Source organism: Pseudomonas sp. WS 5078, assembly GCF_012985745.1.
In the GTDB taxonomy this organism is placed as follows: Bacteria; Pseudomonadota; Gammaproteobacteria; order Pseudomonadales; family Pseudomonadaceae; genus Aquipseudomonas; species Aquipseudomonas lundensis_A.
Genome location: NZ_JAAQWX010000012.1, coordinates 87955 through 100657 on the forward strand (window position 1 = coordinate 87955; position 12703 = coordinate 100657).

Here is a 12703-nt window from a genome sequence, read left to right on the forward strand (position 1 = left end):
CCATGAAACCCCTCGCCACCGCCTACAGCCAACGCTTGTTGCGCGGACAAGCCCCGACTTACGAACGCCTGCAAGCGCGTTTTGCCGAAGACGGCAGTGCGCTCGATGCCCAGCCGGTAGCCGTGCACTGCGGCTGGGGACGCCTGCTGATCGGGCACACCTTTCCCGACCCGGCCAGCTTGGCCAACGAACTCTTGAATGAGCAAACCGGCGAGCGTGATATCGCCCTGTATGTGGCAGCGCCGCAACAGGTCCTGGCACAGTCGCCCCAGCAGTTGTTTCTCGATCCCTCGGACACCTTGCGCCTGTGGTTTACCGACTACCGTCAGGCCACCCGCGTGTTTCGCGGCTTTCGTATTCGCCGGGCGCAAACCGATGCTGATTGGGATGCCATCAATTCGCTGTACATCGCCCGCAACATGTTGCCGATTGACCCAACGCTGCTGACTGCCCGCCATCAGGGCGGCCCGGTGTACTGGATCGCGGAAGATGAAGACAGTGGCGCGGTGATCGGCAGCGTCATGGGGTTGAATCACCACACCGCCTTTCACGACCCGGAAAACGGCAGCAGCCTGTGGTGCCTGGCGGTCGATCCGCTGTGCCCGCGCCCCGGGGTCGGTGAGGTGCTGGTCCGCCATCTGGTGGAGCATTTCATGAGCCGTGGCCTGAGTTACCTCGACCTGTCGGTGCTGCACGACAACCAGCAGGCGAAGAATCTCTACAACAAGCTCGGGTTTCGCACCCTCTCGACCTTTGCCATCAAGCGCAAGAACGGCATTAACCAGCCTCTTTTTCTCGGCCCCGGCCCTGAAGCCGGGCTCAATCCTTATGCACGAATCCTGGTGGAAGAAGCCTACAAGCGCGGGATCGACGTGCAGATTGATGACGCCTCGGCCGGGCTGTTCACCCTCAGCCACGGCGGACGGCGCATTCGGTGCCGCGAGTCGCTGTCGGACCTGACCAGCGCCATCAGCATGAGTTTGTGTCAGGACAAAAGCCTGACCCACAAGGTGTTGAGTGACGCGGGCCTGAGCTTGCCGACGCAACAACGGGCGGGGGGAGCCGACGATAACCTGGCGTTTCTGGAGCAGCACAGACGCATCGTGGTCAAACCGCTGGACGGCGAGCAAGGCAATGGCGTGGCCGTTGACTTGAGCGATATTGAGCAGGTGCAGCAGGCCATCGAAGCTGCACGAACGTTTGACAGTCGCGTGCTGCTGGAAAGTTTCCACGAAGGCCTCGACCTGCGCATTGTGGTGATCGGCTTTGAAGTGGTGGCCGCCGCTATCAGGCGCCCCGCGCAGGTGGTGGGCGATGGTCACCACAGTATCCTGCAACTGATTGAAGCGCAGAGCCGCCGACGTCAGGCCGCCACCGATGGCGAGAGCCGCATTCCCGTCGATGCTGAAACCGAGCGCACCGTGCAGGCGGCCGGCTATGAGTTCACCCATATTCTGCCAGCCGGGGAAGTGTTGGCTGTGCGCCGCGCCGCTAACCTGCACACCGGCGGGTGCCTGGAAGATGTCACGGACATCTTGCACCCGGTGCTGGCGGATGCCGCGGTGCGTGCCGCTCGGGCGCTGGACATCCCCGTGGTAGGGCTCGACCTGATGGTGCCCGCTGCCGACCAACCCGAGTACGTGTTTATCGAAGCCAATGAGCGGGTCGGGCTGGCCAACCATGAGCCACAACCTACCGCCGAACGCTTTATCGACTTGTTGTTTCCTCACCGTCAGCCTGTGCCGTAGGTCCAGTCGCTGAACATCCCATCAGGCCCCCGTACGCAGCGCGTGCGGTGGGTCTCGCGTCAGGAGTGTTTATGAATCGCACGTTCCCCGAACCCGACCTCGATTACCTGCAACGGGTATTGCTGGAAATGCTAGCCATCCCCAGCCCCACAGGTTTCACCGATACCATCGTGCGCTACGTGGCCGAACGCCTTGAGGAATTGGGTATTCCCTTTGAACTCACCCGGCGCGGCACGTTACGCGCCACCCTCAAGGGGCAGAAAAACAGCCCGGATCGCGCTGTCTCTGCGCACCTGGACACCATTGGCGCCAGCGTACGGGCAATCAAGGACAACGGGCGTCTGGTACTGGCTCCGGTGGGTTGCTGGTCCAGCCGGTTTGCCGAAGGCAGTCGCGTAAGCCTGTTTACCGACAACGGTGTCATCCGCGGCAGTGTGTTGCCCTTGATGGCGTCCGGTCATGCATTCAATACCGGAGTGGATGAACTGCCGATCAGTTGGGACCATATCGAGTTGCGTCTGGACGCCTATTGCGCGACCCGGGCCGATTGCGATTCGCTGGGGGTCAACGTGGGAGACTTTGTCGCCTTCGACCCGTTGCCAGAGTTCACCGAAAGCGGTCATATCAGCGCCCGCCACCTGGATGACAAAGCCGGGGTGGCTGCACTGCTGGCAGCCTTGAAAGCCATTGTGGAAAGTGGCGAGCAGCCGCAAATCGACTGTCACCCGCTGTTCACCATCACCGAAGAGACGGGTAGCGGGGCTGCCGCGGCACTGCCTTGGGACGTGAGTGAGTTTGTCGGCATCGACATTGCCCCGGTCGCCCCAGGCCAGCATTCCAGCGAACACGCCGTGAGCGTCGCAATGCAGGACTCAGGCGGCCCTTATGACTATCACTTGTCGCGGCACTTGTTGCGTCTGGGGGCGGAGAACGAACTGCCTGTGCGTCGGGATATGTTTCGCTACTACTTCAGCGATGCGCACTCGGCGGTCACGGCGGGGCATGACATACGCTGTGCGCTGCTGGCATTTGGCTGTGATGCCACCCACGGCTATGAGCGCACGCACATCGATAGCCTGGCGGCGTTAAGTCGATTACTGGGGGCGTACATGATGAGCCCGCCGGTGTTTGCCAGCGATGCACAACCTGCGCAAGGCTCACTGGACAGGTTCAGTCACCAGCTGGAGCACGACACACAAATGGAAAGCGACACCCGGGTGCCATCGGTTGACAGCCTGGTTGGGGATAACCGGAGCTGAAAAGCATCGCTCACCCCAACCGCCTCCCGCAGGGACAGGGTTGGGGTGGGCGCTCTCAGACGTCGGCCTGCGCCCCTTCAAACCACGCCAGTTTTTCACGCAGCAACACCACTTCCCCGACGATGACCAAGGTGGGCGCATGCACTTCGTGCTCTGCCACCAAGGTGGCCAGATTGGCCAGCGTGCCGGTGAACACCCGCTGATTGGTCGTGGTGCCCTGCTGGATCAACGCTGCCGGGGTATCAGCGGCGCGACCATGTTTGATCAACTGTTCGCAGATGATCGGCAACCCCACCAGCCCCATGTAAAACACCAGGGTTTGCGCCGGGGCGACCAGATCGCTCCAAGGCAAATTGCTGGTGCCATCCTTTAAGTGGCCGGTGACGAATCGAACCGACTGCGCGTAGTCACGGTGGGTCAACGGAATCCCGGCGTAGGCGGCACAACCGCTGGCCGCCGTGATCCCCGGCACCACCTGGAACGGAATTCCATGGGCGGCCAGCTCTTCGATTTCCTCACCGCCGCGCCCAAAGATGAACGGATCGCCACCTTTAAGGCGCACCACACGCTTGCCCTGCTTGGCCAGGTCCACCAGTTGCTGGTTGATCTGATCTTGCGGGACCGCATGTTCGGCACGGCGCTTGCCGACATAAATGCGCTCGGCATCACGGCGGCACAGTTCAAGGATTGCAGGTGCCACCAAGCGGTCGTACAGCACCACATCGGCTTGTTGCATCAAACGCAGTGCGCGGAATGTGAGCAAGTCCGGATCGCCCGGCCCGGCTCCTACCAGGTAAACCTCGCCGGTAGCCAGGCTCGCCTCGCCATTGATTTTGGCCAGCAACAAGCGCTCCGCTTCGCCACCCTGCCCGGCCAACTGGCGATCGGCAATCGGGCCTTGGAACACGTCTTCCCAAAATGCACGTCGCTGTTGCACGTCCGGAAACAGGCCTTTGACCTGCGCCCGAAAACGCGCCGCAAGGCCCGCCAATTGACCGTAGGTCGATGGAATCCAGGTTTCGAGCTTGGCGCGGATCAAGCGGGCCAAGACGGGCGCATCGCCCCCGCTGGACACCGCAATCACTAACGGCGAGCGATCAACGATGGCGGGGAAAATCACGCTGCACAGTGCAGGTGCGTCCACCACATTGACCGGCACGCAACGCCGATGAGCGTCGGCGCTGACTTGGGCATTGAGCGGTTCGTCGTCGGTGGCGGCAATGATCAGCACGCACCCTTCCAGGTCCGCTTCCACATAGCCGCGCAAGACTTGCTCACCACCGCTGCTGTCGATCAACGCGCACAACTGCGCCTCAATGGCGGGTGCAACTACCCGCAACACCGCACCGGCGTCTGCCAGCAGCCGGGACTTGCGCAAGGCAATCTCCCCGCCGCCGACCACCAGGACACGGCTGCCACGCAGGTTATGAAACAGCGGCAGAAACTCCATTTAGCCGATGACCTCGATGCCGCCCATGTAAGGCTTGAGCACGTCCGGTACACGGATCGAGCCGTCTGCCTGCTGGTAGTTTTCCAGCACGGCCACCAGCGTACGGCCTACCGCCAGCCCCGAACCGTTGAGGGTGTGAACCAGCTCCGGCTTGCCGGTTTCCGGGTTACGGAAGCGCGCTTGCATACGACGCGCTTGGAAATCACCACAGTTGGAGCACGACGAGATTTCGCGGTACTTGTCCTGGCTCGGAATCCACACTTCCAGGTCGTAGGTCTTGACCGCACTGAAACCCATGTCGCCTGTGCACAGGGCCAGGGTGCGGTACGGCAGTTCAAGCAGCTGCAACACTTTTTCGGCGTTGCCGACCAGACCTTCCAGCGCATCCATCGACGTGGACGGCTCGACGATCTGCACCATTTCAACCTTGTCGAACTGGTGCTGGCGAATCATGCCGCGGGTATCGCGACCCGACGCCCCGGCTTCGCTGCGGAAGCACGGTGTGTGTGCCACGAACTTGATCGGCAGGTTTTTGTGGTCAACGATTTCGCCAGAGACGATGTTGGTCAACGACACTTCAGCGGTCGGGATTAGGTACAGGTCGGCTTCGCCTTCGCGGCTGATCTTGAACAGGTCTTCTTCGAACTTAGGCAACTGGCCAGTACCCTGCAACGCCGGGGCCTGAACCAGATAAGGCGTGTAGGCCTCTTCATAGCCGTGTTCATTGATGTGCAGGTTCAGCATGAACTGCGCCAGTGCGCGGTGCAGACGGGCAATCGGGCCACGCAGCAAGGCAAAACGGGCGCCAGACAATTTGGCGGCCGTTTCGAAATCCAGCCAGCCGTGTTGCTCGCCGAGCGCGACATGGTCCTTGATCTCGAAATCGAAAGCAGCAGGCGTGCCCCAGCGACGAATCTCGACGTTATCATCTTCGTCCGCGCCTACAGGCACGGAAGCGTCCGGCAGGTTAGGCAAGCTCAGCAGGATCGAGTCCAGTTCAGTCTGAATGGCTTCCAGCTCAACCTTGCCGTTGGCCAGATCGCTGCCCATGGTTTCTACGCTGGCCATCAGCGGCGCGATGTCTTCGCCACGTGCCTTGGCTTGACCGATACTTTTGGAGATCGCATTACGCTCTGCCTGCAGCTTCTCGGTCAGGGTCTGGACTTCTTTGCGCTTGGCTTCGAGCGCATCAATGCGCGCCACGTCCAGCGTGAAGCCTCGGGATGCCAGGCGATCCGCTACGTCCTGAAGGTTGCTACGTAACAGTTTGGAATCGAGCATGTCGGTTTCTCGTTTATCAAAGTTTGGTCAGGGACAGGCCAGCCCAGGTTGCGAGCAGCCCGCCGAATACGCTGAGGGCCGCATAGCCCAGTGCCAGTGGCACCTGCCCGCTTTCCAGCAGGCGCACCGTATCCAGTGAAAAGGATGAAAAAGTGGTCAAGCCACCCAGGAAACCCACCAGCAGTCCGGCGCGGACCTCAATCGGTACTTCCGGGCGGATCAGGAAAAGTCCGTAAAGAATGCCAATCAGCAGGCAGCCCACGATATTAACGGCCAATGTCGCGGTATAGAAGTGCCGCGGCCAATTGGCGTTGATCCAGTTTCCGGTCGCAAAGCGCAATAATGTGCCGGCGACACCGCCGATAGAAACAGCTGCGACCAATGGAATCAAGGTTTTCTCCGCTGCAAGGGGCTGGCACGGTCCAGTGCAGCAAGGTGTTTGAGCTTCTCGCCGATTTTAAGCTCCAGGCCGCGCGGCACCGGTTGATAGAGCGGCAAAGGCGCCAGCTCATCGGGGAAATAATCTTCCCCCGCCGCGTAGGCATCCGGTTCATCGTGGGCGTAGCGGTACTCGCCGCCATACCCGAGCTGTTTCATCAGCTTGGTCGGCGCATTGCGTAAATGCAGGGGCACTTCCAGCGAGCCATATTCCGACGCACTGCGCAGCGCAGCCTTGAAACCCATATACACCGCGTTGCTTTTAGGCGCGCAGGCCAGGTAGGTAATCGCCTGCGCCACGGCCAGTTCACCCTCGGGGCTACCGAGACGCTCCTGCACGTCCCAGGCGGCCAGGCACAGGCTCAGGGCCCGCGGATCGGCGTTACCGATGTCTTCACTGGCCATGCGCACCACCCTGCGCGCGATGTACAGCGGGTCGCAGCCGCCATCGATCATCCGCGCAAACCAGTAAAGGGCGCCATCAGGGTTGGAACCACGTACGGATTTGTGCAGGGCCGAGATCTGGTCGTAGAAGGCTTCGCCGCCTTTGTCGAAGCGTCGTTGGGTATCGCCGAGCAGGCTTTGCAGCAAGTCGATACCGATCTCACTGTTGTCCTCGGCCAGGTCTGCGGCGTTTTCCAACAGGTTGAGCAGGCGTCGACCATCTCCATCGGCGGCCCTGAGCAGCACGTGAAAGCCCTCATCACTGAGGGTCAGCCCCCGCTTGCCCAAGCCTTTTTCCTCGGTCAGTGCGCGCTGCACCAGTTTGAGCAATGCCGCTTCATCAAGGCTTTTGAGCACATACACCCGCGCCCGCGAGAGCAGTGCGTTGTTGAGCTCGAAAGACGGGTTTTCCGTGGTGGCGCCAATAAAAATCAGGGTGCCATCTTCCACATAGGGCAGGAACGCGTCCTGCTGCGACTTGTTGAAGCGATGCACTTCATCGACAAACAGAATGGTGCGACGGCCATATTGACCGGCCTGCTGCTTGGCCACTTCCACGGCCTGACGAATCTCTTTGACCCCGGCCAGCACGGCGGAAACCGTTTCAAAGTGTGCATCGGAGACTTGCGCCAGCAACCGCGCCAGCGTGGTTTTGCCCACGCCCGGCGGGCCCCAGAAGATCATTGAATGCAGCGCCCCCTGTTCGAGCGCTTCACGCAAGGGCTTGCCGCGCGCCAGCAAATGTTGCTGGCCCACGTACTCATCCAGGTTGGCGGCGCGCAAACGGGCTGCCAGGGGCTGAGCGATTGGTGCACTTCGAAACAGGTCCATCACTGCTTAAACAACCTCACGTGTGTGCTGCGGGCCAATGCCATGGCGGTGCTCACGCCTTCGCGCAAAGGCGGTGACCAAGCGATAACATCGCCTTGAAAACGGCCAGAAAAGTGCGAGCCCCGTGTCACCGACCCATAGGCACAGTGAGTTATTCCTGAATGACATCAGCGCCTTTAGGCACCACGAACTTGAATTTGCTCTCAGGAATCTCTTTATTCACCTTCACCTCGTTGAACAGGATATTGGTGCGTTGACCGACACTGTCGATTAATTGCATTTCACTGATGTTGCCCTTACGGAAAGACAAACGAAGCGAATCGAACAGGGTGTCTTTGGTTTTAGGTTTCAGGATGAACTCCATGACCTCTCCCTGCGTCTTGGAGCTTACGTCATAACTTTGTTCAATTTTTGAGACGTCTCCCGACAACAGCAAAGCAGGCGTCTGGGTCAAGCGCTCATCCAGCTTCTTGATCGTCGCCTGCTCCAGATCCGGGTCCCAGAGGGTCACTTTCTTGCCATCAGAAATCATGGTCTGTTCTTGAGGCGCATCGGTGTGCCAATAGAACAGCCCCGGACGCTTGACCGACATGTCACCGGTCGTTTCCTGCAATTGGGTGCCGCTGCCATCCAGCGTCAACTGACTGAAACGGGCAGTGATGGTGTTGGACTGCCTCAGCAGTTGGCCTAACCGCTTTACATCCTGTTCGCCGGCATGAGCCGCAAGAGAAGACATAGCCAGAACCGGTAGCAACAGCATGCTGACAAAACGCATGAAAACCCTCTTTGATTAGTTAAACCAGGCCCCCGCGTACACCGCGGGCCGATCAGTCGCGTATTGGAGCTGGCGCCAGAACTTCACGCGAGCCATTAGTATTCATAGAGGTTACAACCCCGGCCATTTCCATGGATTCAATCATGCGTGCCGCGCGGTTGTAGCCGATTTTCAATTTTCGCTGAACGGCTGAGATAGAGGCACGACGGCTTTCCAGCACAAACTGGACAGCTTCGTCATACAAGGCGTCGGTTTCCGCATCCTCTCCACCGTCGCCATTTGCGCCTTCAAAGCCGCTGCCCGCTTCTTCCACCCCGTTGAGGATGTCGTCGTTGTAATCCGGGCTGCCGCGCAGCTTCCAGGCCTCGACCACACGGTGAACTTCTTCGTCGGATACAAACGCGCCATGCACGCGAATCGGCAGGCTGGTGCCCGGTGGCATGTACAGCATGTCACCATGGCCCAAGAGTTGCTCGGCGCCGCCCTGATCGATAATGGTCCGAGAGTCAATCTTGCTCGACACCTGAAACGCCATGCGCGTCGGAATGTTGGCCTTGATCAGACCGGTTATCACATCCACCGAGGGACGCTGGGTCGCAAGAATCAAGTGAATCCCTGCGGCACGGGCTTTCTGCGCGATACGGGCAATCAGCTCCTCCACCTTCTTGCCGACGATCATCATCATGTCGGCAAACTCGTCAACCACCACCACGATGGTCGGCAATTTGGTCAGCAACGGCGCTTCGTCGTGGATGCTTTCGCGCTTGTACAGCGGATCGGTCAACGGTTCGCCAGCCTCTTGGGCATCTTTGATCTTCTGGTTGAAGCCGGCAAGGTTACGCACGCCCATCTTGGCCATCAGCTTGTAGCGACGCTCCATCTCCGCCACGCTCCAGCGCAGGGCGTTGGCGGCGTCTTTCATGTCGGTCACCACCGGGCACAGCAAGTGCGGAATGCCTTCGTAGATCGACAGTTCAAGCATTTTCGGGTCAATCATGATCAGCTTGGCGTCTTCCGGGCCCGACTTGAACAGGATCGACAGGATCATCGCGTTGACACCTACCGACTTACCGGAACCCGTTGTACCGGCCACCAGCAAATGCGGCATTTTCGCCAGATCGGTAATGACCGGCTTACCACCAATGTCATGCCCCAATGCCAAGGCAACGGGCGACTTGGCATTATCAAATTCGGGAGTCGACAGCACTTCGCTGAAGCGCACGATCTGGCGGTCTTCGTTGGGGATCTCGATACCCACGGTGGTTTTACCGGGAATGACTTCAACCACGCGCACGCTGGTTACCGCCAGGGAACGTGCAAGGTCCTTGGCGAGGTTGGCGATGCGGCTGACCTTGACGCCTGCTGCAGGCTGAATTTCATAACGGGTAATCACCGGGCCAGGGTGGATCGAGTCCACCGACACCTCTACGCCAAACTCCTTGAGCTTGATCTCTAGCAAATGCCCCACCGCCGCGAGTGATTCAGGGGAGTAGTTGAGCTGCTTCTTTTCGGCCGGATCAAGAATCGAGATCGGTGGCAGCGTGCCCTCAACCGCACTGTCGACAAACAGTGGAACCTGTTTTTCTTTTTGCACGCGTTTGCTGGGTTCCGGCGCCTTGGCGGGTGCAGGGGCAATCACTGCCGGCACATGTTTTTCACGTTCGGACATGTGTTTGCTCAGGGCCTGCTCACGCTCGATCAGGCGTTCCTTGGCCTTGGCTTGCTCGCGCTTGTCGGGAACGCTCGGCGCTACCACTTCATTGACACGGGTATCGACTTCTCGCAATTGCGCGTGCAGTTGCTTGCGCTCGGCGCGGTCCGACCACCAGCGATTGGCGGCGCCCTGGATCAATTCGAACAGATCAAGGGTGATCTTGCCCGTGAGGTCCATCACCTTGAACCACGACAGGTCGGTAAATACGGTCAGACCAAATAGAAACAGAGCAATCAGCAGCAGCGTACTGCCTTGTACATTCAACGCGTTCTTGGCCAGATCGCCCAGGCTTTCACCCAGCGCCCCACCGGCGCCAGCCGGCAGGCCGGAAGCCGAGTGAAAATGAATGTGGGCCAGGGCTGCGCCTGACAGCACCAGAAACACCAGCCCGATCAGGCGCCACGAAAACAGCCAGCCGCTCCACTGCCAGGGCTGATGCCGCTCACGGAAGATCTGATAAGCCTTGACCGCCAGCAGCAGCGGGAAGATATAAGCGAAGTAGCCCAGCACCATGAACAGGATGTCTGCGCTGTAAGAACCGGCAGGCCCGCCGAAGTTCTGCACATCCACCACGCGGCTGTTGTGACTCCAGCCGGGATCGTCCTTGCCATAGGTCAGCAAGGCCATCATCAGGAACAGGCAAAGGGCGCCAATCGCAATCAATGCACCTTCCTTGAGCCGGTAGTGCAGTTGCTGACGCCAGAGAGGAACTTCTTTAGGTGCTGCTGTGGATTTCTTCAAAACGCGTGTTTTCCTGCGCCTGTGGCGCGCCCAACAATTGATTGACTGCAAAAATACTGCTCACGGCGAGCAGGTGACAAGTTCAGACATGAAACTGGACTAGCCTTACACACAGCCTTGTACTATTACGTGTTTTTCCATGACCAGCCCGCCATGTAAAACAGTGAATACTGTGCAGCTTAGAACAGCTCAAACAGGCAGGCCATTGTACGGGTTTGCGCCGCCGATGCCATGCTGGCACCCGAGGTTACAGAAATTGTCTTGTACAACGCCCCAACGCGCCAATTTGAGCATGCATTGCCTTATGTGACAAAGACTTATAACAGGCCCGACACAGCCCCCTGAATTGACTGCCAGATCGACTGAGACCGCACTTGCGCGACAGAGTTGCAGCCGCCCTCCCCTTCTACTGTAAGACTCAATGCCATGCTGACCTGGTTGAAACGCGACTCCCTGACATTCCCGCCCTTGGCCAACGCCATGCGCGAGCCCAATGGTTTACTTGCCGCAGGCGGCGACTTGTCGGCTGACCGCCTGATTCAAGCTTATCGTCATGGGTGTTTTCCGTGGTTTTCAGAGGGCCAGCCCATCTTGTGGTGGTCACCAGACCCTCGCACGGTGCTATTTCCGCAAGAGCTCCATGTTTCACGCAGCCTGGGCAAATTGCTGCGCCAGCAGCGATACACCGTCACCTTCGACCGTGATTTTCGGGCTGTCATCCACGCATGCGCAGCGCCACGCGCCTACGCCGATGGCACGTGGATCACGGGCGACATGCAAAACGCTTACATCGAACTTCACGAACGTGGACACGCCCATTCTGTAGAGGTGTGGGAGCACGATGAACTGGTGGGCGGATTATATGGCCTGGCGATGGGCCAACTGTTTTTTGGCGAATCCATGTTCAGCCGCGCAGATAACGCGTCAAAAGCAGGATTTGCCACGCTGGTCAAACAGCTTCAAGCGTGGGGATTTGTCTTGATTGACTGTCAGATGCCTACCCGACATCTCGAAAGCCTCGGTGCGCGGTCAATTCCGCGCGCACAATTCGCCAACTATCTGCATAACCACCTGGATCAACCGACAAGCGCCAAGTGGCCCCGCTAATCAACGCCCGACAATTAAAACTGCCGCACTGGCCGCGGGCGAACAGTCGTGGTTTAACAGGCGAGTTTTCCGAGCTGGCTTACACTTAATTCAAAGATTCACCGAGGGCCGATCATGACCGAGCTGGCGCGTTTGAAGTTTTATGCCACTCAACCTCACGCTTGCAGCTACCTGCCCGATGAACAAGCTACGACGCTGTTCCTCGATCCCAGCCAGCCGATGGACGTGCAGGTGTATGCCGACTTGTCCGAAATGGGCTTTCGTCGCAGTGGTGACCACCTTTACCGCCCGCACTGCCTGCGATGCGACGCATGCACAGCGGCACGTATTCCTGTGGCGCTTTTTAACCCGAACCGTCAGCAGAAACGCATTTTCAAGCGCAATGCCGACCTGCACGTGCAAGTGGCCAGGCCGGGCTTCAGTGAAGAACACTTCGACCTGTATCAGCGCTACATCGAGCAGCGCCATGCCGATGGCGACATGTACCCACCGAGTCGCGATCAGTTTTCGACCTTTCTGGTGCGTGATCTGCCATTTTCCAGATTCTATGAGTTCCGGCTGGACGGACGGTTACTGGCGGTGGCCGTGACGGATGTGCTGCCTAACGGCTTGTCTGCGGTTTACACCTTTTATGATCCCGACGAAGAGCGCCGCAGCCTGGGCCGCTATTGCATCCTGTGGCAAATCACCGAGGCGGAGCGCCTTGGACTGGAGGCCGTTTACCTGGGCTACTGGATCAAAAACTGCAAAAAAATGAATTACAAGACCGAATACAGGCCTATTGAACTGCTGATTAACCAAAGATGGAGCACTCTTTGCTGAACCCCCTTGGCGTGAACCCCACTTTTCGGGCACAATGCACGCCGCTTTTGCCTGGCGCAGTTGCACCGGGCCATTCACTGGACACCGAGGGCT

The 12703-nt window shown here is 59.1% G+C and carries 10 protein-coding genes; 4 read left to right on the forward strand and 6 right to left on the reverse strand.

Annotated features, from left to right (window positions below; all coding sequences use genetic code 11):
* Window positions 1-2 precede the first annotated feature (2 nt).
* Window positions 3-1748: an N-acetylglutaminylglutamine synthetase gene (gene ngg / locus HBN68_RS16410; protein ID WP_169965310.1), complete on the forward strand. Its 1746-nt coding sequence runs from the start codon at window positions 3-5 to the stop codon at window positions 1746-1748.
* 71 nt (window positions 1749-1819) lie between these two features.
* Window positions 1820-3007: an osmoprotectant NAGGN system M42 family peptidase gene (locus HBN68_RS16415; protein ID WP_094992601.1), complete on the forward strand. Its 1188-nt coding sequence runs from the start codon at window positions 1820-1822 to the stop codon at window positions 3005-3007.
* Window positions 3008-3062: 55 nt separating this feature from the next.
* On the opposite strand, the gene cysG is transcribed toward HBN68_RS16415, so the two are convergent.
* The 6 genes from cysG to HBN68_RS16445 all read right to left on the reverse strand — a co-directional run bounded on the left by cysG (window position 3063) and on the right by HBN68_RS16445 (window position 10681).
* Window positions 3063-4457, reverse strand: a complete 1395-nt coding sequence (gene cysG / locus HBN68_RS16420) for a siroheme synthase CysG (protein WP_169965312.1) — start codon at window positions 4455-4457, stop codon at window positions 3063-3065.
* The gene (gene serS / locus HBN68_RS16425; protein WP_094992603.1) at window positions 4458-5738 is read right to left on the reverse strand and encodes a serine--tRNA ligase; all 1281 of its coding nucleotides are present in this window, start codon (window positions 5736-5738) and stop codon (window positions 4458-4460) included.
* A gap of 16 nt (window positions 5739-5754) precedes the next feature.
* Window positions 5755-6129 (reverse strand): fluoride efflux transporter CrcB, encoded by a 375-nt coding sequence (crcB, locus tag HBN68_RS16430; protein WP_047274335.1) that lies wholly within the window; start codon window positions 6127-6129, stop codon window positions 5755-5757.
* On the reverse strand, window positions 6126-7451 hold the full coding sequence (locus tag HBN68_RS16435) for a replication-associated recombination protein A (protein ID WP_094992604.1): 1326 nt from the start codon (window positions 7449-7451) through the stop codon (window positions 6126-6128). The genes crcB and HBN68_RS16435 overlap by 4 nt, the downstream gene beginning before the upstream one ends.
* Window positions 7452-7602: 151 nt before the next feature.
* Window positions 7603-8226, reverse strand: coding sequence for an outer membrane lipoprotein chaperone LolA (gene lolA, locus HBN68_RS16440; protein WP_169965314.1), 624 nt, complete (start codon window positions 8224-8226; stop codon window positions 7603-7605).
* Window positions 8227-8278: 52 nt separating this feature from the next.
* Window positions 8279-10681: a DNA translocase FtsK gene (locus HBN68_RS16445; RefSeq protein ID WP_169965316.1), complete on the reverse strand. Its 2403-nt coding sequence runs from the start codon at window positions 10679-10681 to the stop codon at window positions 8279-8281.
* A 426-nt stretch (window positions 10682-11107) separates the two neighbouring features.
* Here HBN68_RS16445 and aat point away from each other — a divergent pair, with 426 nt between their 5' ends.
* Together aat and HBN68_RS16455 are read left to right on the forward strand one after the other, a co-directional pair.
* Window positions 11108-11788, forward strand: a complete 681-nt coding sequence (gene aat, locus HBN68_RS16450) for a leucyl/phenylalanyl-tRNA--protein transferase (protein ID WP_169965318.1) — start codon at window positions 11108-11110, stop codon at window positions 11786-11788.
* A 114-nt stretch (window positions 11789-11902) separates the two neighbouring features.
* On the forward strand, window positions 11903-12610 hold the full coding sequence (locus HBN68_RS16455; protein ID WP_169965320.1) for an arginyltransferase: 708 nt from the start codon (window positions 11903-11905) through the stop codon (window positions 12608-12610).
* The last annotated feature ends 93 nt before the right edge of the window (window positions 12611-12703 follow it).